Annotated in this window: 20 protein-coding genes; 10 read left to right on the plus strand and 10 right to left on the minus strand. The window is 73.8% G+C overall.

Annotation, left to right across the window (positions count from 1 at the left end; genetic code table 11):
• Positions 1–131: 131 nt before the first annotated feature.
• From IEZ31_RS36330 to IEZ31_RS36345, 4 genes are read right to left on the minus strand one after another with little or no spacing between them, the layout of a single operon-like run.
• Positions 132–1,457: a mannitol dehydrogenase family protein gene (locus tag IEZ31_RS36330; protein ID WP_190254616.1), complete on the minus strand. Its 1,326-nt coding sequence runs from the start codon at positions 1,455–1,457 to the stop codon at positions 132–134.
• Positions 1,445–2,731 (minus strand): enolase C-terminal domain-like protein, encoded by a 1,287-nt coding sequence (locus IEZ31_RS36335; RefSeq protein ID WP_190254617.1) that lies wholly within the window; start codon positions 2,729–2,731, stop codon positions 1,445–1,447. Before IEZ31_RS36335 ends, IEZ31_RS36330 begins: the two co-directional genes overlap by 13 nt.
• On the minus strand, positions 2,728–4,143 hold the full coding sequence (gene uxaC, locus IEZ31_RS36340) for a glucuronate isomerase (RefSeq protein WP_190254618.1): 1,416 nt from the start codon (positions 4,141–4,143) through the stop codon (positions 2,728–2,730). The genes IEZ31_RS36335 and uxaC overlap by 4 nt, the downstream gene beginning before the upstream one ends.
• The gene (locus tag IEZ31_RS36345) at positions 4,136–5,452 is read right to left on the minus strand and encodes a Gfo/Idh/MocA family protein (protein ID WP_268241717.1); all 1,317 of its coding nucleotides are present in this window, start codon (positions 5,450–5,452) and stop codon (positions 4,136–4,138) included. Before IEZ31_RS36345 ends, uxaC begins: the two co-directional genes overlap by 8 nt.
• Positions 5,453–5,663: 211 nt before the next feature.
• Here IEZ31_RS36345 and IEZ31_RS36350 point away from each other — a divergent pair, with 211 nt between their 5' ends.
• From IEZ31_RS36350 to IEZ31_RS36375, 6 genes are all read left to right on the plus strand, one after another.
• Complete coding sequence (locus IEZ31_RS36350) at positions 5,664–6,680, plus strand: LacI family DNA-binding transcriptional regulator (RefSeq protein ID WP_190254620.1); 1,017 nt, start codon at positions 5,664–5,666, stop codon at positions 6,678–6,680.
• Positions 6,681–6,715: 35 nt separating this feature from the next.
• The gene (locus IEZ31_RS36355; protein ID WP_190254621.1) at positions 6,716–8,011 is read left to right on the plus strand and encodes an ABC transporter substrate-binding protein; all 1,296 of its coding nucleotides are present in this window, start codon (positions 6,716–6,718) and stop codon (positions 8,009–8,011) included.
• 11 nt (positions 8,012–8,022) lie between these two features.
• A complete protein-coding gene (locus IEZ31_RS36360) occupies positions 8,023–8,994 on the plus strand; it encodes a carbohydrate ABC transporter permease (RefSeq protein ID WP_373294744.1) in 972 nt (323 codons plus the stop codon).
• The gene (locus IEZ31_RS36365) at positions 8,991–9,818 is read left to right on the plus strand and encodes a carbohydrate ABC transporter permease (RefSeq protein ID WP_190254622.1); all 828 of its coding nucleotides are present in this window, start codon (positions 8,991–8,993) and stop codon (positions 9,816–9,818) included. The genes IEZ31_RS36360 and IEZ31_RS36365 overlap by 4 nt, the downstream gene beginning before the upstream one ends.
• Positions 9,819–9,822: 4 nt before the next feature.
• Positions 9,823–10,407: a hypothetical protein gene (locus IEZ31_RS36370; RefSeq protein WP_190254623.1), complete on the plus strand. Its 585-nt coding sequence runs from the start codon at positions 9,823–9,825 to the stop codon at positions 10,405–10,407.
• 212 nt (positions 10,408–10,619) lie between these two features.
• Positions 10,620–13,217: an RNA repair domain-containing protein gene (locus tag IEZ31_RS36375; protein WP_190254624.1), complete on the plus strand. Its 2,598-nt coding sequence runs from the start codon at positions 10,620–10,622 to the stop codon at positions 13,215–13,217.
• A 2-nt stretch (positions 13,218–13,219) separates the two neighbouring features.
• On the opposite strand, the gene IEZ31_RS36380 is transcribed toward IEZ31_RS36375, so the two are convergent.
• The 5 genes from IEZ31_RS36380 to IEZ31_RS36400 form a co-directional block, all read right to left on the minus strand.
• Complete coding sequence (locus IEZ31_RS36380) at positions 13,220–13,969, minus strand: hypothetical protein (RefSeq protein WP_190254625.1); 750 nt, start codon at positions 13,967–13,969, stop codon at positions 13,220–13,222.
• A gap of 75 nt (positions 13,970–14,044) precedes the next feature.
• The gene (locus tag IEZ31_RS36385) at positions 14,045–15,190 is read right to left on the minus strand and encodes a hypothetical protein (RefSeq protein WP_190254626.1); all 1,146 of its coding nucleotides are present in this window, start codon (positions 15,188–15,190) and stop codon (positions 14,045–14,047) included.
• Entirely contained in the window at positions 15,187–15,708 is a 522-nt protein-coding gene (locus IEZ31_RS36390; protein WP_229836172.1) for a SigE family RNA polymerase sigma factor, read from the minus strand. The genes IEZ31_RS36385 and IEZ31_RS36390 overlap by 4 nt, the downstream gene beginning before the upstream one ends.
• A 73-nt stretch (positions 15,709–15,781) precedes the next feature.
• Positions 15,782–16,933 carry a hypothetical protein gene (locus IEZ31_RS36395; protein ID WP_190254628.1) on the minus strand — a complete coding sequence of 384 codons (1,152 nt, stop codon included), beginning with the start codon at positions 16,931–16,933 and terminating at the stop codon, positions 15,782–15,784.
• Positions 16,930–17,448, minus strand: coding sequence for a SigE family RNA polymerase sigma factor (locus tag IEZ31_RS36400; protein ID WP_190254629.1), 519 nt, complete (start codon positions 17,446–17,448; stop codon positions 16,930–16,932). Before IEZ31_RS36400 ends, IEZ31_RS36395 begins: the two co-directional genes overlap by 4 nt.
• 80 nt (positions 17,449–17,528) lie before the next feature.
• On the opposite strand from IEZ31_RS36400, the gene IEZ31_RS36405 reads away from it, so the two are divergent.
• Both IEZ31_RS36405 and IEZ31_RS36410 read left to right on the plus strand, forming a co-directional pair.
• Positions 17,529–19,475: an Hsp70 family protein gene (locus IEZ31_RS36405; protein ID WP_190254630.1), complete on the plus strand. Its 1,947-nt coding sequence runs from the start codon at positions 17,529–17,531 to the stop codon at positions 19,473–19,475.
• 162 nt (positions 19,476–19,637) lie between these two features.
• Entirely contained in the window at positions 19,638–20,348 is a 711-nt protein-coding gene (locus IEZ31_RS36410; RefSeq protein ID WP_190254631.1) for a helix-turn-helix domain-containing protein, read from the plus strand.
• Here the strand turns inward: IEZ31_RS36410 and IEZ31_RS36415 are convergent.
• Positions 20,330–20,908, minus strand: coding sequence for a dihydrofolate reductase family protein (locus tag IEZ31_RS36415; RefSeq protein WP_190254632.1), 579 nt, complete (start codon positions 20,906–20,908; stop codon positions 20,330–20,332). The genes IEZ31_RS36410 and IEZ31_RS36415 overlap by 19 nt on opposite strands.
• 117 nt (positions 20,909–21,025) lie before the next feature.
• Between IEZ31_RS36415 and IEZ31_RS36420 the strand changes: the two genes are divergently transcribed.
• Positions 21,026–21,931, plus strand: a complete 906-nt coding sequence (locus IEZ31_RS36420; protein WP_190254633.1) for a carbohydrate kinase family protein — start codon at positions 21,026–21,028, stop codon at positions 21,929–21,931.
• Complete coding sequence (locus tag IEZ31_RS36425; RefSeq protein ID WP_190254634.1) at positions 21,928–22,938, plus strand: nitronate monooxygenase; 1,011 nt, start codon at positions 21,928–21,930, stop codon at positions 22,936–22,938. Before IEZ31_RS36420 ends, IEZ31_RS36425 begins: the two co-directional genes overlap by 4 nt.
• The last annotated feature ends 20 nt before the right edge of the window (positions 22,939–22,958 follow it).

The following is a 22,958-nucleotide window of genomic DNA, read 5'->3' on the forward strand; positions in this document are numbered from 1 at the left end:
AACACTGAGCCGACGATGACCGGCCCCTCCGCTGCGCTGCGGACCGGTCATGCGTCCTCCGCTTCGCTCCGGCCGCATGCCTTCCAAACTGAGCCCATGATGACCGGCCCCTCCGCTTCGCTCCGGACCGGTCATGGCAGCGCCTTCAGGGTGGCGGCGACGCCGTGGCGCTCCAGGTCCCGGGCCCAGTGGGCGATCTGCGCGCGCAGCTCGTCGTCGCCGGCGAACCCCGGCGGGAACACGCCGTCGAGCTCCAGCAGGTTCGGCGTGGCCCGGATCCGGTCGGCCAGCGGGTCGTCGAGCGGCAGCGGGCTGCCGTCGTCGGCCGAGCCGCGCACGAAGCGCATCCAGGCGGCGAGCACCAGCGCGCCGTAGCGCGGGCAGGCCCCCGCCGCGCGCCGGTCGGCGATCGTGCCGAGCAGCCGCTGGGGCAGCTTCTGCGTGCCGTCCATCGCCACCTGGAGGGTGCGGTGACCCAGGGCCGGGTTGGCGAACCGGTGGAGCACGCTCTGCCCGTACGACTCGACCGTCGTCCCGGGCGGGGGCTGCAGCGTCGGCGCGATGTCCTGCTCGATGAACCGCTCCATCGTCTCGCGCATCCCCGGCAGGGCGAGGGCCCGGTCGATGGTCGGCGCCCCGGCGAGCGCGCCGAGGTACGCCAGCGCCGAGTGCACCCCGTTGAGCGCGCGCAGCTTCATGCGCTCGTAGGGCGCCGCGTCGTCGGTGAGGATCGCCCCGGCCCGTTCCCACGCGGGGCGGCCGGCGGCGAAGTCATCCTCGATCACCCACTGCGTGAACGGCTCGGCGGCGACGGCGGCCCGGTCCTCGACGCCGAGGAGGTTCGCCGCGGCCGCATAGGTGGATTCGGTACTGGCGGGCACGATGCGGTCGACCATGGTGCCCGGGAAGCTCAGGCCGTCGGCCGGGATCTCGGCGGTCACCAGCGCCCGCAGCCTCGCCCCGTTGCCGGACAGGTTGTCGCAGCTCGCCACCGCGACCGGCGCGCCGCCCCGGGCGGCCAGCCCGCGCGTGAGCAGGCGCATGACGGGCGAGTCGGGGCGGTACGCCTTCTCCGTCACCGTCAACGTGATGACCCGGATGCCGGGGTCGGCGATGCGCCGGGCCACGGCGTCGGGGTCACCGGCTGCGTGCAGCCCGCCGGCGAGGGCGCCGCAGACGCGGGCGGTCGTCTCGGCGCCGTCCAGGGTCAGCACGGAGAACAGCAGGTCCTGTTCGAGCAGCGGGTCGAGGACGGACCGGGAGCGGGGCGCGACCGCGACGATGCCCCAGTCGCCCCCGGCGGCGGCCATCGCCGCCTCGGTGAAGACGGCCTGGTGCGCGCGGTGGAACGCGCCCAGGCCCAGGTGCAGGATGCCGGCGGAAGCGTCGCCCGGGGTGACCGGCGGCCGCACGGCCGGGTCGAGCCGGGGCAGCGCGGCCCGGGTCAGGCGCGCCATGCGGGGCCTGCCGGGAAGCTGTACGTGGCGATGGCCTCGGGGCGCAGCTCGACGCTGTAGCCGGGCCGCTCGGGCAGCCGGTAGCGGCCGCCGACGACGGTGACCGGGTCGGTGAAGTGCTCATGCAGATGGTCCACGTACTCCACCATGCGCCCTTCGAGCGGGCTGCCGAGCCGCAGGTGGTCGAAGAACGACAGGTGCTGCACGTACTCGCACAGCCCGACGCCGCCCGCGTGCGGGCAGACCGGCACCCCGAACTTGGCCGCCATGAGCAGCTCGGCGAGGACCTCGCCGACGCCGGAGACCCGGCACGCGTCGATCTGCATGACGCCGATCGCGCCGGCCTGCAGCAGCTGCTTGAAGATGACCTTGTTGGCGGCGACCTCGCCGGTCGCGACGCGGCACCGGTCGCCGAGGCTCTGCTGGATGCGGGCGTGGCCGAGCACGTCGTCGGCGTGCGTGGGCTCCTCGATCCAGTGCGGCTCGAACGCGGCGAGGCGGGCCATGTTCGCGATCGCCTCGTCGACGTCCCAGACCTGGTTGGCGTCCATCATGAGCAGCGCGTCCGGGCCGATCTCCGCCCGGATGATCCCGGCGCGCCGCACGTCGTCGTCGATCGGGCCGCCCACCTTCATCTTCACGGCGGTCCAGCCGTCCTTGACGGCCTGGCGGGTCAGCGCGCGGACCTTCTCGTCGGGATACCCGAGCCAGCCCACGGAGGTGGTGTACGACGGGAAGCCGGTCTCCTCGACGCCCTTGCGCCGCTCCTCGTACCCGTCCAGGCCGCGGTCGAGCAGCTCGGCCGCCTCGGCCGGGGTGAGCGCGTCGGTGATGTGCCTGAAGTCCACGGCGGCGACCAGCTCCGCGGTCGGCAGCTCGGACAGCAGCCGCCACATCGGCAGCCCGGCGACGCGGGCCCGCAGGTCCCACACGGCGTTGAGGACGGCGCCGGCCGCCATGTGGATGACGCCCTTCTCCGGCCCGAGCCAGCGCAGCTGGACGTCGGCGGTGAGCGTGCGGGCGCCCTCGGCGGTGCACAGCCGGTCGACGTCGTGGCCGACGACGTGGTGCCGGAGAGCCTCGACGGCGGCGCAGGTGAGCTCGTTGCCGCGGCCGTTGGTGAAGGTCAGGCCGGTGCCGGTGACGCCCTCCGCGGTGTGCAGCTCGACGTAGGTGGCCGAGTAGTCGCCGCGGTTGATGGCGTCGGAGCCGTCGCCGGCCGCCGCGGTCGGGAACCGCACGTCGTGCACGGTCAGGCCGGTGATCTTCGTCATCGGGTGGTCGCTCCGTCGTGAAGGGTCCGCTGGTAGACCCGCTTGGGCAGGTGGTAGGCGAGGTCGGCGATCGTCTCGGCGGCCTCGTCGAGGGGCAGGCGGTGCTCGGTGACGAGCCGGGCGAGGAAGCCGGCGTCGACGCGCCGGGCCACGTCGTGGCGCACCGGGATCGAGCAGAAGGCGCGGGTGTCGTCGACGAAGCCGGCGGTGTTGTAGAAGCCGGCGCTGTCGGTGACCGCCTCGCGGAAGCGGCGCAGCCCGTCGGGGGTGTCGAGGAACCACCACGGCGCGCCGAGGAACACCGCCGGGTAGCCGCCGGCGAGCGGCGCGAGCTCGCGGGTGAACGCGGTCTCGTCGAGGGTGTAGAGCACGATCCGGAAGCGCGGGTCGGTGCCGAGCTCGTCGAGCAGCGGCTTCAGCGCGCGCACGTACTCGGTCGGCGACGGGATGTCGCCGCCGACGTCGCGGCCGTGCCGCCGGTGCAGGGCCACGTTGTGGTTGCGCACGGCGCCCGGGTGCAGCTGCATGACCAGGCCGTCCTCGACCGACATGCGGGCGAACTCGACGAGCATGTGGGCGCGGAACCGCTCGGCGTCGCCGGGCTCGGACGCGCCGCGCAGCGCGCGGTCGAACAGCGCCGCCGCCTCGTCCACCGGCAGCGCCTCGGCGGCGGCCGTCAGGTGGCCGTGGTCGCTGGAGGTCGCGCCCGCGGCGATGAAAGTTTCACGGCGGGCACGCAGCTTGTCGACGTACTCGCGGTAGGTGCCCACCCCGAGGCGCTCGATCCGCTCGGCCCAGCCGGGCCAGTCGAACTCGACGACGTCGTCCGGGCGGAACGTGGTGATGACCCGGCCGCCGGGGCCGCCCCACCCGTCGGCCTCCAGCTTCGCGTGCGCGGTGAGGTCGCTGAGCGGCGACTCGGTGGTGGCGAGGACCTCGATGTTGAACCGCTCGAACAGCGCCCGGGGCCGGAACGCGGGGTCCTCCAGCCGCTCGCACAGCGCGTCGTAGACGGCGTCGGCGGTGTCGGCGCGCAGCGGTGTGACGACGCCGAACACGTCGGCGAGGACCGACTCGGTCCACAGCCGCGATGGGGTGCCGCGGAAGAGGTGCCAGTTGGCGGCGAGCAGGCGCCAGATCGTGCGGCCGTCGGTCTCGCTGGGGGTGCCGTCCAGCGACGGCACGCCGAGCCGGTGCGGCGGGATGCCCTGGCTGGCGAGCATGCGGGTGACGTAGTGATCGGGCACGACGATGAGCCGCGCCGGGTCGGGGAACGGCCGGTCGTCGGCGAGGATGGCCGGGTCGACGTGGCCGTGCGGGCTGATCAGCGGCAGGTTCTTGGCGTGCCGGTACAGTTCGCGCGCCACGGCGCGGACCTGCGGCTCCGCGGGGAACAACTGGTCTTCATGCATTGGCGGTCCCATGGTCTTCGGCGAGGCCGGCGTCGAGGGTGTGCGTGGCGATCGGGCGGCCGGTGGCGATGGACTCGTTGGCGGCCAGCCCGACGAGCAGGGCGCGGGCGCCGGCCTCGGCGTCGGCCGTGCGGCCGAGCGGGTCGGCGGGCGCGTGCGGGTCGAGCAGGTCGGCGAGCATCCGGCCGTCGGCGCCGCCGTGACCCTTGCGCTCATACCCGGTGACCGCCAGGTCGCGCGGCGGCGCCCAGAACGGGTGGACGCGCAGCGACCGGTAGCCCTGCTCGGCCGGGGTGCCGAAGCCCTTGACGGTGCTGGCGGCGGCAGGTGCGACGTGGTCGCTCTCGACGACCTCGAGCTCGAGCCGCCCGCGGCTGCCGTTGAACATCACGCGGTACCCCTCCCACGGGGCGTACGCGGTGAGGTGGTACGTCATCGTGGCGCCGCGCCCGTAGCGGACCAGCACGGCGAGGTCGTCCTCGATGGTGATCCCGGGCCCGAACACGTTGCGGTCGCGCTGGTAGCCGTCGGCGGCCTCGGCGTCGAGGTACAGCGCCTTGAGCGTCGGGTCGCCGTCGAGGGCGATCGCGAACGGGTCGTCCGCGGCGGCGGCCGCGCCGTGGGCGCGCTCGTAGTCGCGGGCATAGCCGTGGCGGGCGCCCCCGCCGCCGTAGAAGAAGAGCCGGCCGCTGGCGTAGACCTCGGCCGGCAGGTCGTCGAGCCACCAGTTGACCAGGTCGAAGTGGTGGCCGGACTTGTGCACCAGCAGCCCGCCGGAGTCGGCCTTGTCGCGGTGCCAGCGGCGGAAGTAGTCGGCGCCGTGGCGCACGTCGAGCAGCCACTCGAAGTGCACCGAGCCGACCTCGCCGATCTCGCCGCTCGCGACGACCCGCTTCACGGCCTCGTGCAGCGGGTTGTAGCGGTAGTTGAACGTGACCTTCACCGACCGGCCGGTGCGCCGCACCGCGTCGAGGATCCGCTTGCTGCGGGGCGCGTCGACGGTCATCGGCTTCTCGGTGAGCACGTCGCACCCCGCCTCCAGGGCGGCCACGATGTACTCGTCGTGGACCCGGTCGACGGTCGTCACCACGGCGACGTCGACCCGCTCCTTGGCGAGCATCTCGGTGAAGTCGGCGGCGGCGTAGGTGGGCACGGGGGCCGGCAGCCGGGCGTTGTGCACGGCCAGCCGGACCGGGTTGGGGTCGGCGAGCGCCACCAGCTCGCAGGTGTCGCGGTGCTCGGCGGTGAGCGCCCGCGCGAACATCTCGGCCCGGGAGCCGGTGCCGACGATCGCGTAGCGCAGCTTCAAGGACGCGCTCCTTCTTCGTGCTGCGGGGTGTGCTGCAAAGGTTTGCAACAAACTATGCGCAGAGCGCCCTGGTCCGGTCAATACCGCCGGGAAAAGTGCGCCGATGGGCGTTGACAGTGGCGCAACCGTTTGCATAATTGGCAGCACCTGCACCTGGCCCAGTGACTCAGGTCACCGGCTACGGCTCCACCCCGCCGAGAGGACCATCCCAGTGCCCGCCACGATCCGAGATGTCGCCCGCGCCTCCGGCGTCCATGTCTCCACCGTGTCCCGCACCTTCTCGGCGCCGCACCTGGTCAACCCCGACACCCGCAGCCGGGTGCTGTCCACCGCGGAGAGCCTCGGCTACCGCCCCAACCGCGCCGCCCGCGCGCTGATCACCGGCCGCACCCACAACATCGGCCTGATCGTCGCGGACATCGCGAACCCGTTCTTCCCGCCCCTGATCAAGGCGGCCGAGTCGCAGGCCCGCAGCCGCGACTACCACCTGTTCGTGGCGGACACCAACGAGGACCCGGTGGCCGAGGAGGAGCTCGTCCACGCCCTCGCCAAGCAGGTCGACGGCGTGCTGCTGTGCAGCCCGCGGATGAGCAACGACCTGATCGAGAAGCTCCGCAAGGAGGTGCCCCTCGTCGTGGTCAACCGGCCGGTCGAGGGGCTCCCCGCGGTGGTCATGGACGTCGCACACGGCGCCCGCACCGCGATCGAACACCTGGTGGCCCACGGCCACCGCGACATCGCCCTGCTCGGCGGCCCGCGGGGCTCCTGGACCAACCGGGAGATCCGCCGGTCCGCCGCGCTGGCGGCGAAGGCGGCCGGCGCCACGCTGTCCGCCGTCGGGCCGTTCCAGCCGACCGAGGCCGCGGGCGCGGCCGCCTGCGACGCCGTCCTGGAGACGGGCGCGACCGCCGTCCTGGCCTACAACGACCTCATGGCCATCGGGCTGCTGGAGGGCCTGCACGACCGCGGCATCCGGGTGCCGGAGGAGCTCAGCGTCGTCGGCATCGACGACATCATGCTCAGCCGGCTGATCCGCCCCAAGCTCACGACGGTGGCCACACCGACCGCCGCCGCGGGCCGGGCGGCCGTGGACATGCTGCTGCAGCACGACGAGGAACACCGCACCACCGCACTGGTCACGCTCCAGACGCAACTGGTCGTCCGCGACTCGACCGGCCCCGCTCCGGCCGATGCTCGCACCGCACCTCGTGCCACGCCCCGTGTGTAGTTCTCTGCCTAGTCCCCTGCCTAGGAGTGACATCCATGTCCGGAACCTCCCGCCGCCGGCTGCTGTCCGCAGCCGTCGCGGCCGCCCTGCTCGTCCCGCTCGCCGCGTGCGGTGACGACGGCGGCGACTCGCCGTCGGTCGACTCCACCAAGCCGGTCGAGCTCAGCATCTTCTGGTGGGGCGGCGACGCCCGCGCCAAGCTGACCGAGGACGCCCTTGCGCTGTACACCAAGAAGCACCCCAACGTGACGTTCAAGAAGACCTGGCAGGCCAACCAGGGGTACTTCGAGAAGCTGGCGACGCTGACGGCCGGCAACGAGGCCCCGGACATCTTCCAGATCGACGACAACTACCTCACCGAGTACGCGTCGCGCAACGTCACGCTGGACCTGACGTCGTACCAGAAGTCCGGCAAGCTCGACACCACGAAGTTCCCCGAGAGCCTGTGGAAGTACGGCGTCGTCGACGACAAGCTCGCCGGCGTCGCCTTCGGCGAGAACACCCAGGGCCTGGTGTACAACAGGACCAAGCTCGAAGCCGCGAACCAGCCGCTGCCCACGCAGGGCATGAGCTGGGAGGACTACATCGCCTGGGCCGAGAAGGCGACCACCGCCACCAAGGTCCCCGGCACCCAGGACCCCAGCGCCGACTACAAGGCCTTCTGGGTCTGGCTGCGCCAGCAGAACAAGGACCTGTACAAGGGCAAGGAGCTCGGCTTCGCCGCCGAGGACGTGGTGAAGTGGTTCGACCTGTGGAAGGGCGCGCGCGACCGCAAGGCCACGCCGACCGCCGACGTGATCCGTGAGGGCAACGCCACCGACGTCACCAAGCAGCTGGTGGTGACCGGCAAGGCGCTCGCCTCGTGGGTGTGGGTCAACCAGCTGCCCGAGCTGCAGAAGAACACCAAGGACCAGCTCGGCGTCATGCCCTACCCGGGTGACCCGAAGGCCCAGTGGGCCCGCGCCTCGATGTACTTCTCGGTGTACCGCGGCAGCGACAAGAAGGACGTCGCCGTCGACGTCATCAACTTCCTCGCCAACGACCCCGAGGCCGGCAAGGTCCTCGGCACCGACCGCGGCCTGCCGTCCAACCTGGACATCCGCAGCGCCGTGCAGGCCAGCGTCACCGACCCGGCGATGAAGACCTCCATCGACGTCGAGAACACGATCGGCAAGACCTTCGGCCCGTCGCCTCAGGTGCCGCTCAAGGGCCACAGCACGCTGCGCTCCGAGCTCACCAAGGCCGCCGAGTCCGTCCAGGCCGGCAAGGCCACCCCGCAGCAGGCCGCCGACACGTTCATCGCCGCAGTGAAGACCGCCATCTCCAAGTAAGGACCCCTCCAGTGGCCCTGACCACCACTGAGCGGCCTACGCGGCACCTCGCCCGGCCCCCCGCCAAGCGGCGGGCCGGGCGGGGGACCCGCCGCGAAGGCGTCGCCGGCTACCTGTTCCTCAGCCCCTGGCTCCTCGGGCTGATGGCCATCACGGCCGCGCCGATGCTCATGTCGCTCGTGCTCAGCTTCACCAACTACGACATCCTCTCCGAGTGGTCCGAGCTGCAGTTCATCGGCTTCGACAACTACCGGCGGATGTTCACCGAGGACCCGACGTTCTGGCACTCGGTCCAGGTGACCGTGGTGTACGCCCTCGTCGCCACGCCGCTCAAGCTGGCCGCCGCGCTCGGCGTGGCGCTGCTGCTGAGCCGCAACATGTTCGGCGTCGGGCTGTTCCGCGGCCTGTTCTACCTGCCGTCCCTGCTCGGCGGCAGCGTCGCGCTCGGCATCGTGTGGTTCACCATGTTCAACCGCGACGGCTCGTTCAACAGCTTCCTCGGGCTGTTCGGCATCGAGGGCGAGGGCTGGGTCAACAACCCCGACTACGCCCTGAGCACCCTGATCCTGCTGGCCGTCTGGCAGTTCGGCGCGCCGATGGTCATCTTCCTGGCCGGCCTCAAGCAGGTCCCGCAGGAGCTCTACGAGGCCGCCGCGGTCGACGGCGCCGGCGCGGTGCGCCGGTTCTTCTCGATCACGCTGCCGATGCTCTCGCCGGTCATCTTCTTCAACCTGGTGCTGGAGACGATCCACGGCTTCCAGGGCTTCACGTCGGCCTTCGTCATCTCCGGCGGCACCGGCGGCCCCGTCGACTCCACCCTGATGTACACGCTCTACCTGTACATCAAGGGCTTCACCGACTACGAGATGGGCTACGCCTCCGCGCTCGCCTGGGTGTTCCTGGCGGCCGTCGGCCTGCTCACCGTCGTGCTGTTCACCACGGGCCGGTTCTGGGTCCACTACGCGGACGGGGACGACCGATGAAGGCGATCCGGCTGGTCGTGATCCTCGCGATCATGGCGGTCATCCTGTACCCGCTGGTGTGGATGCTCGGCACCTCGTTCAAGGGCCAGCAGGAGATCCTCAGCAACCCCGGGGTGTTCCCGCAGGACTTCTCGCCCGGCAACTACCCGGAGGGCTGGAACCACCTCGACGTGAACTTCGGGCGGTTCTTCCTCAACAGCACGCTCGTCGCGGTCGCCGTCGTCATCGGCAACGCCGTGTCCTGCCTGCTGGCCGCCTACGCCTTCGCCCGGCTGCGGTTCCGCGGCCGCGGCATGTGGTTCGCCGTCATGATCGGCACGCTGCTGCTGCCGGGCCACGTGCTCATCGTCCCGCAGTTCATTGTGTTCCGCGAGCTCGGCCTGGTCGGCGGCGAGTTCCCCTACCTGCCGCTCATCGTGCCGCACTTCCTGGCGACCGAGGCGTTCTTCGTCTTCCTCATGGTGCAGTTCATGCGGGGCATCCCGCGCGAGCTCGACGAGGCCGCGAAGATCGACGGCTGCACGTCCTTCGGCGTGTTCCGCAACGTGATCCTGCCGCTGTCGCGGCCGGCCCTGGTGACGACCGCGATCTTCTCGTTCATCTGGACCTGGAACGACTTCTTCCGGCAGCTCGTCTACGTCTCGGACCTGGAGAAGTACACGGTCCCGGTGGCGCTGCGGCTGTTCATCGACTCGCAGGGCCAGTCGGCGGTCGGGCCGATGTTCGCGATGTCGGTGCTGTCGCTGCTGCCGGTGTTCCTGTTCTTCGTCGCCTTCCAGCGGATGCTCGTCGAGGGCATCAACACCTCGGGCCTGAAGGGGTAGTGCGATGCGCCGGGACTGGCGGGAGACGTACACGGTCATGGCCGACGTGGCCCTGGTCGGCCTCGCGGTGACGGCGGCCTCGGTGCCGCTGGTCACGGCGGGCGCCGCGCTGCGGGCCGGCTCGGCCGCGATCGCCTCGATCGTGGCCGGCGAGGGCGTGGACCCGCGCCGGCTGTGGCGGATCTTCCGCTCGTCCCTGCTGCCGGGCCTCGCCGCCACCGCGCTGGCGGTGGTCGTCGCCTGGCTGCTGCTGTTCAACGTCGGCGCCGTCGCCTCCGGCCGGGTCCCGGGCGGGTTGCCCGTGCTGGTCGGCACCGGCGCCGCTGCCGTCGCACTGCTCGCGGTGGCCGTGCTGACCGTGGTCCGCCTGGGCCGGGACGACGTCCCGGGCTGGCGCGCCGCGGTCCGCTGGGCCGCCGGGGCGGCGTGGCGGCAACCGGTCGCGGCGGCGATGGTGGCCGGGGTGTCGACCATCGCCGCCGCGCTCGCCGCCATGGTGCCGGTGACGGCCCCGCTGCTGGTCGGCTACTTACTGTTCGCCGCCCACATCGTGACCGCCCGCCTGGTCCGCACCGAGGCCCCCGCCTGACCCTCCATTGCGTCGATCTTGCAGTTGTGGTGCCTGACAAACCCGGACATCGTGGGAGTGTCCAGGCACCACAGGTGCAAGATCGACGCGGAAAGGGTCAGGGGACCGGGGGTCGGTGGGACCGGCGCGAGCGGCAGCAGTACCCGCCGCAACCGCCGTACCAGTAGGGAAACCGGTCGCCGGGGCGCGTGGCGGCCGCCTACCCTACGGGCATGACGAAGGGGCGTGGAGCCGGTCTGCGTCCCGTGCACGAGGTCGTCTCCCGGATCCGCTACGACGCCACGCTCGACGCGGCGCGGTTCGTCGTCGGCTACGAGGAGCGCGGCGCCGGCATCCGGGAGGCGCCGCTGCCCGCGTTCGTGGCCGGCGGGGACGTGCCGTGGCACCGGGTCCGGTACGTCAAGGCCGGCGAGCACACCGTCTGGGACCGGCAGTCGCGGGTCGACCTGGTCTTCGGCTCGGGCGACACGCCCGCCGCCGACCTGACCGCCCTCGCCGCGCCGGCGGAGCCTCCCACCGCCGCCCCCGTGCGGAGACGGCGGCCGGCCGCCTTCGACGAGGCCGCCCTGCTGCGCTTCGACGACGCGGCCGGCGACTGGGTGCCGGCCGGCCCGCCGGTGCCGGTGCACGCCGACGCGGTGCAGGTCGCGACGTACAACGTGCTGTCCGACGCCTACGACCGCGAGCTCACCTACCCGCACCTGCGCGTGCCGGCCTGCGTCGAGCTGCTCGAAGGGCTCGGCGCCGACATGGTCGCGCTGCACGAGGTCACCCACGACCTGTGGGCGGCGCTGCTCGCCGCGCCCTGGGTCCGCGCCGGGTACCACGTCTCGGCCGGCCCCGGCCCCGACGTCGGCTACGGCACCACGCTGCTGTCGCGCTGGCCGCTGGCGCTGGAGGCACACCGGCTCTCGGCGTACAAGCGGCTCGTCGTCGGGCACACCGTGCTCAACGGCCGCGCCACCGGGTTCGTCGCCGCGCACCTCACCAGCGACCACACCGAGGGCGCCGAGCAGCGCCGCGAGCACCAGCTTCGGGTCATCGAGGAGCGGCTCGGCCGGGGCGACCTCGCCGCCGCCGTCGTGCTCGCCGACCTCAACGTCAGCGACGAGACCACGCCCGAGGTGCCCGGCTTCGCCGACGCGTGGCGGGTGCTGCACCCGCACAACGCCGGGTTCACGTTCGACCCCGCGGTCAACCCGCTCGCCGCGGTCGCCTCGCGCACCGGCCGGGCCGGCCGGCTCGACCGGATCCTGGTGCGGGGCCCGCTGGTCCCGGTCGCCGTCGAGCGCTTCGGCGACACGCCGTTCGCCGCGGGCGACCGGTTCGTGTCCGACCACTTCGGCGTCACCGCGCTGCTGCAGCCGGCCGAGCGGACCGTCGACGCGGCCTCGGTACACACGTCGGCCCTCGTCCTGCGGCCGCCGGCGCACGCCTGGGCGCCGATCCAGGCCCTGCGGTCGGGGCACGACCCGTCGTACCGGCGCTGGATGCCGCACGTGAACCTCGTCTACGGCTTCGTGCCGGAGGCGCTGTTCCCGGCCGCCGCGGAGGCGGTCACCGAGGTCGTCGCGGGCCGCGCCGCGATCCGGATCCGGCTGGCCCGGTTCGGCACGTTCGAGCATGCCGGCAGTACCACCGTGTGGCTGGAACCGGAGACCGAGCCCGCCGGCGCGGTGACCACCCTGCAGGCCGCGCTCGCCGCGCGCTTCCCCGGCTGCACCGAGCAGGACAGCCGGGGCGGCTTCACCCCGCACCTCACCGTCGCCAAGCTCACCGGCCCGCCGGAGCGGATCGCCGCCACGGTGGCCCGCTGGCAGCGCGAGTGGCAGCCGCTGGAGTTCACCGTCGACGCCGTCGACCTCATCAGCCGCCGCGACGCCGAGCCGTTCGCGGTGCGCCGCACGGTGCCGCTCGCCACCGGCCACCAGCCCGCCCGGCAGCTGGTGACCGAGGCCTGCCAGGCCGTGCGGCCCGGTTCCCGCGTGCATGTGGTGGGTTCGGTACGGCTGGGCGTCGCCGGCCCCGGCACCGACCTCGACCTGGTCTGGGTCACCACCCCGGGCGGCGACCCGCTCGCCGAGCTGGCCGCCGTGCTGCCCGGCGCGCGGCTCGCCGGCGCCGTCGTCCCGGTGCTGCGCGGCGAGGCGGCCGGGGTCAGCGTCGACGTGCAGCACGTCGCGCTGCGCGACGTCGAGCGGCTCGACCCGGACGCCGCCCCCGACGAGGCCGGCCGCCGCTCGATCCTCGCCGTCCGCGACGCCGACGCGCTCCTGCAGGGGCTCGACCCGGCGGTGTTCCGCCCGCTGCTGCGCGAGGTCCGGGCCTGGTCGGCCGCCCGCCGGCTCGACGGCGCCGCCTGGGGCCTCGTCGGCGGCTTCACCTGGGCCCTGCTCGTCGCCGAGGCGGTCCGCCACAACGCCACCGACCTGCCCGGGTTCCTGCGCCACTGTGCCGGCCACCCGCGCCGGCCGCGGGCGGGGGAGCGGCACGCCTACTGGCCCGTGTACTCACCGACCCCGCCGGGCGTCAACACCACCCGCACGATGACCCCCTCCACGGCCGAGCTGGTGCAGGCGGCGTTCACCGGAAGGGGCGGCTCCCAGGCCCACGAGCGGCGCCTGCTGCTCACCCCGGACGAGACCCTCGACGGCCGGATCCTCGGGCTGATCCTCGCCCTGGAGGCGGCCGGCGCCCGCGTCCGGCCCTACCCGGCGGCGCTCGCCCTCGGGCTCGACGGCGGCGACCCCGGCCGCATCGCGCAGGAGGCCGCCACCTTCGGCGGCACCACCCTGACCGTGCCCGCATAGCGTCAGCGTGACGCCGCGCCCCACGGGCTGAGCCGCCAGATGCCGAACGGGTTGTGGAAGAAGTCGTCGCCGGGGTATCGGTCGTCGGCCCGGTGCTCGACGGTCCACCGCTTCGCGCCGGGCTCGGCCCGGAAGGTGTCGCCGCTGTAGAGCGCCGGCCGCTCGAGCAGCAGGTAGCCCGCGAAGGCGTCCATCGCCGGCACGTCGTCGACCGTGCCCCCGGCCACCTCGACGTCGGGCACGCCGAGCAGGTGCAGGCCGCAGCTGTAGACCAGGTGGTCGTGCTGGATGGGCCGCTTCACCCAGGCGCGGTAGAGCGCCACGATGCGGCGGTCGGGATTGCCCTCGGCGGCCGTGCTCGCCAGCTCGAGCCACCGCGCCCGCCCGTGCGTGAGCCCGCTGCTCTCGTTCTTGACGGCCGTCGCCCCGGCCTCGAAGAGCCTCGCGACCAGCGCCAGCATCCGCGCCGCGACGTCGGCGGCGGCGGCCCGCCGGACCGGCTCCGACAGCAGATAGGCCACCGTGTCGTGCCGCTCGACGGCGTCCCAGTCGGCGTCCTCGAAGGTGGCGTTGGTCAACGAGGCCCGGAACGCCCGCGCCATCCGCGGGTCCGCCGCCGATGCGGCGTCGGCCGGGTCGAAGTCCACGCCGGGCGTCTCGCGAGCGATGCGCGCCAAGAGGTCGAGGTCCAAACCTTCGCCGAGGACGCACAACACATGGCGGGGAAAGACGACCTGCACCGACGGCATCATGCCTGTCAACGGTACCGCCGGGCCTCAAGTGGCGTCGCCCCGCTGCCGCGGGGCGACGCCTGACAACTTCCGGACTCAGCCCCCGCAGGTCCAGATCACCGGCCGCGGGTTCGGCGGGTTGTCGGCCTGGAGCACCGACGTCATCCGGGTGCCGTCCTCACTCACCCAGCCCATCATGCCCAGCGGCCGCTGCGGGTCGACGGGCAGCAGCGAGACCGTGCCGTTGACCCACACCGCCGGGCGCGGCGGCGCGATGTTCGGTGCCTCGCCGAAGACCCGGCCGTGCTGGTCGACCCGCTCGGCCCACATGTCGTCGATGCGGTCGACCGAGCCGGTGGCGATGTTCCACCGCACGTGCCGGGCGATCACCCAGTCCCCGTTGATGTCGGTCACCAGCGGGTTCTCCTGCCCGTCGGGCACCGGCAGGTGCAGCAGCCTGCCGTCGGCCGTCCAGACCACCGGGTCCTTGCGGCCGCCCTGCTCCAGGTGGCCGGCGACGTCGCCGCGCTGGTTCAGCCCGACCGGCTGTGCGTTCCAGCCCTCCGGGACCTCCAGCACCGTGACCTCGGCCGGCTGGCCCGCGGGCCAGATCGCCGGCCGGATGGTCGGGTCCAGGCCGCCGCCGTGCAGGGCCACCAGCGCGTCGCCGCGGTCGTTGAGGTCGACCGGCGACACCGACGAGACGCCGCCGGGCAGCGGGACCTGGTTGAACTTCCCGTTGCGGTACACCCAGGCGGGCTTGTACCCGCTGGAGCCCAGGAAGTCGCCGGACCGGTTCACCGCGACGACCGCCCCGCCGCCCGGCGGCACCCCGGTGATCGTCTCCGGCACGCCGTCGACGACCCGCGTGAAGGACGTGTAGTCGGGCGTCCCCGTCACGATGATCCGGCCGGTCGGGTCGAGCGCCGTGGTCTCCGCGCCGGCCGGCACGCCGTTGCCGACCAGGTCGGTGAACGTGCAGGTGCCCAGCGGCGGCGAGGACGGCGCCGGCCGTGTGCTCGCGGCCGCCGGGCGCGCCGGCCGGCCGTCGACAGGGCCGCCCGCCGCCTGGTTGACCACCACGACCGTGGCGAGCACCGCCACCGCCGCGGCCCCGCTGCCGGCCACGATCCGCAGCCGCTCCCGGCGCCGGCCGGTGCGCATCGCCCGCCGCAGGTCGACCCGCGGCGGCGGCAGCTGCTTGATGTCAAGCGGCCGCAGCAGCTCCGCCTCGTCGTTCATGCCAGCCTCCTCTGGGCCGCCAGGTCGAGCGTGCGGTTGCCGAGCCGCTTGCGCAGCGCGGCCAGCCCGTCCGACGCCTGCCGTTTCACCGTGCCCTCGGCGCAGCCGAGCAGCTGGGCGACCTCCGCGACCGGCAGGTCGCAGAGGTACCGCAGCACCAGGACCGCCTGCTGGCGGGGCGGCAGCTGCCGCAGGGCGGCGCGGACGACCAGGCGCTCGTCGTCCGGCTGCCCCGTGACGGCCGGACGGTCGGGCACCCGGTCGGTGAGCGAGACCCGCGCCCAGCGCAGCCGCCGTTCCCGCAGGAACATGTTCACCACGGTCCGCCGCACGTAGGCGTCGACGTCGGTGGCCGCCCGGGCCAGCCGCCAGCGCGTGTAGAGCGCGGTCGCCGCCGCCTGCACCACGTCGTCGCCCCGGTCGACGTCGCCGCCGCACAACAGCGCCGCCAGCCGGCGCAGATGCGGCATGCGTGACTCGAAGTACTCGACGTACTCCCGTTCGAGATCCTCGCGCACATCGCCCCCTTCCCACCCCATCGATGCGCGCGGCCCGCGCCACGGTTGGGTACGAGTTCGGGCGCCGTCCCGATCAGCCCGTGCAGGTCCACATCACCCGCCGGACGTTCGGCGCGCCGAGCGTGTTCAGGGTCCCGGTGAGCCTCGTGCCGTCGTCGCCGACCCAGTCGATGTCCCCCGCGGTTCGCTCCGGGTCGGCCGGCAGGAGGCTGACCGTGCCGTTGACCCACACCGCTGGGCGGTAGAAGTCGGTGGTCCCGCCCAGGCCGAAGAGCCTGCCGTACTGGTCGGCATGCTTGGCGACGATGCCCTCGAGCCGGTCGACGGCGCCGGTGCGCAGGTTCCAGCGCAGACCCGAGGCGACCACCCACTCGCCGTTGATCGACTGGATGGCGCCGTTGCTCCCCTCCGGCACCGGGAGCCGGCGCAGTGTCCCGTCGGGGAGCCAGGCCGCCGGTTCCATTCGGAACTGCGCCGGCAGCTGGGTCAGCACCCCGGCGACGGTGCCGTCCTCGCCGATCCCGACCCCGAACGAGTGCCAGCCGTCCGGCGGCTCCAGGAAGCGCAGTACGTCCGGCCGTTCCGCGGACCAGACGGCGCCCAGCTGCCCGGACTCCCGGGAGGAGAGCGTGAGGAGCACGTCGCCCCGGTCGTTGAGGTCCACCGGGACCGACCGCTCAAACCCGGTGGGAACCGGGATCGTGACGAACTGTCCGCCCCGGTGCAGCCACCCCTTGCCGTCGGCGCCGAATCCGACGAAGTCGCCGGAGCGGTTCACCGCCACGACGGAGCCGGTGCGGTCGATGGTCTGCGGCACGCCATCGGTGATCTTGACGATGAGCTGGTCGGAAGCGGGAGTCCTGGAACCGACCACGATGATCCGGCCCGTCGGGTCGGCCACGACGTCCCTCGTGTCCGTCGGCACCCCCGGGCGGTCCAGGTCGTCGAGTGTGCAGGTGCCCAGCGGCGGCGCGACCGTGGAGCGCGGCGCGGGCGGCGACGGGCTGACGGAGACGCCGGTGACGGGGGCGCCGCGTGAGCCGCCCGCGGACTGGTTGACGACGACGGCCGTGGCGAGGACCGCCACCGCCGCCGCGCCCGCGACGGCCGCCACCCGCAGCCGTTCCCGGCGCCGCCCGGCCCGGATCGCGCGCGGCAGGTCGACGCGGGAGGGCGGCGGTTCCCCGACGGTGAGGGCGCGCACGAGGTCCGATCCGTCGTTCATGCCAGCCTCCTCAGCGGTGTCGAGTCCATGTCCCGGTCGCCGAACCGCTTGCGCAGTGCGGCCAGCCCGTCCGAGGTCTGCCGCTTGACCGTCCCCTCGGCACAGCCGAGCAGCCCGGCGACCTCGGCGACCGGCAGGTCGCAGAGGTACCGCAGCACCAGCACCGCCTGCTGGCGCGGCGGCAGCTGCCGCAGGGCGGCCCGCACGACCAGCCTTTCGTCGTCCGGCTGCCCCGTGACGGCCGGACGGTCGGGCAGCTGGTCGGTGAGCGACACCTGCGCCCAGCGCAGGCGGCGCTCGCGAAGGAACGCATTGACCACCGCCCGGCGCACGTAGGCGTCGAGATCGGTGGCCGCCCGCGCCTGCCGCCAGCGGGCGTAGAGCGCGGTCGCCGCCGCCTGCACCACGTCGTCACCCCGGTGGTAGTCGCCGCACAACAGCGCCGCCAGCCGGCGCAGGTGCGGCATGCGTGACTCGAAGTACTCCACGTACTCCCGCTCAAGTTCGTCGCGCACATCGCCTCCCTCCACCACGTCGGTGCGCCCGGCCCGCTCCGCGGTTGGGTGCGACTTTCGATGCGTTACTCTCGCCGAGCATGACGGGCCCGCGGTTAGGCGTCGACTTCGGCACCTCCACGACCATCGGGGTGGTGCGCCGCCCGGACGGGCGGGTCCAGCCCCTGCTCTTCGACGGCTCGCCGCTGCTGCCCTCGGCCGTCCTGGCCGGCCCCGACGGGCGCCTGCACACCGGCCGCGACGCCGCCCACCTGGCCCGCAGCGCGCCGGAGCGCCTCGAACCCAACCCGAAGCGGCGCATCGACGAGTCCCGCGTGCTGCTCGGCGACGCGGAGGTCGAGGTCCGCGACCTGATCGCGGCCGTCCTCGGCCGGGTCGCCGCGGAGGCCGAGCGGGTGGCCGGGCCGGTCGCCGAGGCCGTCCTGACCCACCCCGCCGACTGGGGCAGCGGCCGGCGCGCCCGCCTGGAGGAGGCGGCCCATCGGGCCGGGCTGCGGTCGGTCTCGCTCGTCGCCGAGCCCTTGGCCGCGGCGACGTTCTTCGCGTCCACGCACGGCCGGGAGCTGCCGGTCGGCGCCTTCCTCATGGTGTACGACCTGGGCGCCGGCACGGCCGACGTCACCCTGCTGCGCCGCCGGCCCGACGGCTTCGCCCCGGTCGCCTCCGACGGCCTCGACGAGCTGGGCGGCCTCGACGTGGACGCGTCGATCGTCCGATATTTGCAGGGTTTGTACGGCGAGCTCTGGCCGGACCCGGCCGTCCGCCGCCGGCTCTGGGACGACGTGCGCTCCGCCAAGGAGATGCTGTCCCGCGTGAGCGGCACGGTGATCATGGTGCCGTCGCTGGGCCGGGAGGTCCCGCTGGGCCGCGAGGAGCTGGACCGCCTGGCCCGCCCGGTCCTGGCCCCGAGCGTGGCGATGGCCCGCACCCTGCTCACCGCCGCGGGCGTGGGCCGCGGGGACATGGGCGGCCTGTTCCTGGTCGGCGGCTCCAGCCGGATGCCGCTCGTCGCGACCCTGCTGCACGAGGCGCTCGGCGTCGCGCCGGTGGTCGCGGAGCAGCCGGAGCTGGTGGTGGCCGAGGGCGCGCTGCGCCGGACCGATCCCGCCCCGGCGCGCGCCCGCGCGGCCGCGGGCGTGCCCCGCCCGGTCTCCGGCGCCGGCCCGCTCCCGGTCTCCGGTGCGGCCGCGGGGCCGGTCACCGGGGGAGCGTTGCCGATGTCGGCACCGCCCTACGCGGCCTCGCCCGTGTCCGTGCCACCCGCCCCGGCCGCGGGCCCGGCCGGGCCTGGCTCCGGCGCGGCTTCCGCCGCCGGAGCTGGACATTTCCGAAATGTCGCCCACGAGGCGGGGTCGGGTCGAGCGGACCGCCGCCGGGCCCGGCGGCAGCGGACGGCGGTGCGGATCGGGGCGGTCGTCGCCGGGCTCGCGGTACTCACGGTCGCGGGCATCACCGCCTACCACAAGCTGTACGACGAGCCGGTCGACGTGCCGGTCGTCCTGCCGCACTACGACGGCACGCGCACCGTCGACAACCTGTGCACGCACCTCGACCTCACCGCGTTCCAGGCGCCGTTCGAGGACCAGGACACGCCGGCCGAGCCGCGCTTCAACGCGTCCCAGCAGGGCATCGACGCCTCCTGCAGCAGCGAGCGGGTGCACCAGCGCGGCAAGGCTCGGGCGAGCATCGTCGCCAGCGTCACCGTGCGGGAGGGGGATGAGGTCGCCCGGATGTTCTACCAGTCGGTCGACGGCGCCGCGCGCGTCAACGACCAGCCGGTCCAGCTCGACGGCCTCGGCACCGAGGCCGTCCTCTACACCGTGCACAACGCGCCGCAGCAGATGAAGACCGAGATGACGTTCGTGCTCGGCGTGCTCGACCACAACCTGGTGTGGACCATGCGGGTCAGCGTCCGGCGGTCCGACCCGGTCGGCTGGACCACCGCCGAGCAGAACGACGTGCGCGACCGGATGACCACCGCCACCCGCGCCTCGTACCCGGCCGTGACCGCCCTGCTGCAGCGTTAGGGCCTGTTGCACAACCGGGCCTAACCGACGGCGAAGCCGGTGAGCTTCGCCGGCGCCGGCGGGACCACCTTCACGCCCGCACCGCGCCGACCACGCTCGCGCCCGGAATGCGCCGCTCCGCACCGGCAGTACCGCCGCCGCAGCCGTGCCTATGCTTCGCTCGTGGAACTGCGGTTCGAGACCCGCGCGTCCGACTCGCCGTGGGTCGAGGCCGTGTGGACCTGCACGAGCGGGCGGGTCGCGGAGATGACCTCCGTCGCCACGGTGTGCTGGGGGCTGGTGTTCTGGGAGCGCGACGGCACCGCCTACGCGTGCGTCACCGGCCCGGAGACCGGGACCGGTCACGCACCGGTGCCGGAGGGCGCCACATTTCTCGGCATCGAGTTCGGCGTGGGCACATCGCTGCGGGCCGTGCCCACGCCGGCCCTCGTCGACCGGGGCATCGAACTGCCCGACGCCACGCGGAGAAGCTTCCGGCTGGACGGCGCCCGCTGGGAGACGCCCGGCGCCGACGACGCCGAGGCCCTGGTCGACCGTCTCGTCCGCGCCGGATCCCTGGTCCGTGACCCGCTCGTCGCCGAGGTCCGCCGGGGGCATCGTCCACCAGTCTCGGGCCGGACCGTCGAACGCCGGTTCCGCGCGGCGACGGGCCTCACCCAGGGGGCGGTACGGCAGATCGAACGCACCCGCAGGGCCTCCGGGCTGCTGGCCGCCGGCGTCCCGGTCGCCGATGTGGTCGCCGGGCTCGGGTACTTCGACGAGCCGCACCTGGCCCGTTCGCTGCGCCGGTATGTCGGGCGCACGGCGCGGCAGCTCCGCGAGCGCACCGGCGGCGCGATCGCGTTGGATCTGGGTCAGCGGACGACGTCGTAGACCAGTTTGACGATGCCGTTCGGGTAGGCCGCGGATGCCCGCAGGCGCAGCACCTGCTTGTCCTTGTCCGCGTTGCTGAACAGGCCCTTCCCGGCTCCGAGCAGCACCGGGAAGACGAGCAGGTGGTACCGGTCGATCAGGCTCGCGTCGGACAGGCGGCGGGCGAGCTCCGCGCTCCCGTGGATGAAGATCGCGCCACCCGCGCGCTGCTTCAGCTCGACGACGTCCCGGGTCGAGCGCAGGATCGTCGTCGGACCCCAGCCCTCGACGAGCGCGTCGTCGGGCAGCGTGGCCGAGACCACGTACTTGGGCAGGTCCCGGTAGGCGGAGTGGTCCTGCGAGTCGCGCCAGATCGGTGCGAACGCCTCGTAGCTGCGCCGGCCGAACATCAGCGCCGCCGTGTCCTCGAGCTCCTCGCCCTTGAGCGAGAACGCCTCGGGCAGGTACTCGACGTCCTTGATCACCCATCCACCGCTGCGGTGGTCCTCGCCCGGCCCGCCGCCGGGCGAGTCCACAACGCCGTCGAGTGAGACGAAGCCGGTGTAGACCAGGTCACGCATGTGCTGTGCTCCTCACGGTTGGCGACGAGGCACCACGCTAAGCAGCGCCCGTCGAGGCTGTCTTGTACAGAAACGACGGCCCCACGAGGCGAGTCACCGCGGTCTATGCTCGCGATCATGGCGGAGTTCGACGTGGTGGTGCTGGGCGGGGTCGGGGTCGACACGATCGTCCGGGTGCCCGAGCTCGCGGTCCCGCCGGGCGACTTCCTCCCCGTCCCGCCGGTGTACGACTACGTCGCCCACTCCGGCAACGGCGTCGCCCTCGGGTTCCACGCGCTCGGGCTGCGCACGAAGTTCGCCGACTTCCTCGGCGACGACCCGGCCGGCGACCTGGTCCGCGCCCGGTACGCGGCCGCGGGCCTGGACTTCAGCGCGCTGCCCGCGCCGAACGGCACCCCGCGCAGCGTGAACCTCGTCGACGCGGCCGGGCGGCGGTTCTCCTTCTTCGACGGCCGCCACCCCGACGGCCTGGTCCTGCCGCCGGCGTTCTACCTGCCGTTCGTCGAGCGGGCCCGGCACGTGCACGTGGCCTCGCCGCGGGCCCTGGAGGCGTTCCCGGCCGCGCGGCGGCTCGGGATCACCTCGTCGACCGACGTCCACGCGTGGGACGGTGCCGATGAGTGGGCGCATCCGCTCGCGTACGAGGCGGACCTGGTCTTCCTCAGCTCGGCCGCCGCGCCGGACCGGATCGACGCAATCATGCGCCAGATCCTGGCCGAGGGCCGGGCCACGGTCGTGGTCGCCACCGAGGGCGCCGGCGGCAGCCGGGTGCTGTGCCGCGGCGACGAGGCTCCGGCGCGCTTCCCGGTCGTGCCGCCGGACCGGCCGGTCGTCGACAGCAACGGCGCCGGCGACGCGTACAGCACCGCCTTCATGAGCCGCTGGCTGGCCGGCGGCCCGATCGCGGAGTGCGCGCTGGCCGGCGCGGTCTCGGGCGCGTTCGCCTGCGGCGCGGCCGGCACCCACGAGGAGCTCATCAGCGCCGGGGCGCTGGACGAGGCGCTGGCTAGGCTGGGGGCGTGACGCTGTTCGACGGCACCACCCTGCCGCTGGTCGCGGCGCCGATGGCCGGCGGGGCGACGACGCCCGCGCTGGTGACCGCCGCCGCCCGGGCGGGCGCGCTGGGGTTCCTGGCCGCCGGCTACCGCACGCCCGAGGACCTGGCCGCGCAGATCGCCGCGGTCCGGGGCGTCCCGTTCGGGGTGAACGTGTTCGCGCCGAACCCGGTGCCGGTCGACCCGGCCGCGTTCCGGCGGTACGCGGCCTCGCTCGCGCCCGATGCGGCGGCGCTCGGGCTCGGCCTCGCCGGCGCCGCGCCGGTCGAGGACGACGACCACTGGGCGGCCAAGACCGACCTGCTGCTCGCCGACCCGGTGCCGGTGGTGAGCTTCACGTTCGGGCTGCCGCCGGCCACGCTGGTGGCGGCGCTGCGCCGGGCCGGGACCGTCGTCGCGCAGACCGTCACCAACCGGGCCGAGGCGCGGGCCGCGGCCGAGCTGGGCGTCGACGTCCTCGTCGTGCAGTCGTTCGCGGCCGGCGCACACTCGGGGACGCTCACGCCGTCGGTGGCGATTCCCGAGGTACCGCTGCCCGACCTGATCGCCGGGGTCCGGGCGGCGGTGTCCCTCCCGCTGGTCGCCGCGGGTGGCCTGGGCACGGCCGCCGACGTGGCGAGCGTGCTCACGGCCGGCGCCTCCGCCGCGATGATCGGCACGGCACTGCTGCGGGCCCCGGAGAGCGGCGCCTCCGCCCCGCACAAGGCGGCCCTGGCCGACCCGTCCCGCACCGAGACCGTCCTGACCCGGGCGTTCACCGGGCGGCCGGCCCGCGGCCTGCGCAACGGGTTCATCGAGCGGCACGACGCCGAGGCCCCGGCCGGGTATCCGGCGATCCACCACCTCACCGCGCCGCTGCGCCGGGCGGCGGCCGCGGCCGGCGACGCGGACCGGCTGCACCTGTGGGCCGGCACCGGCTACCGGCACGCGACCGAGCGCCCGGTGGCGACGATCCTCGCCGGCCTGGCACCGTAGTCCGCCTCGCACCGCCCGCG

It is taken from the genome of Dactylosporangium sucinum (assembly GCF_014647515.1).
Classification (GTDB): domain Bacteria; phylum Actinomycetota; class Actinomycetes; order Mycobacteriales; family Micromonosporaceae; genus Dactylosporangium; species Dactylosporangium sucinum.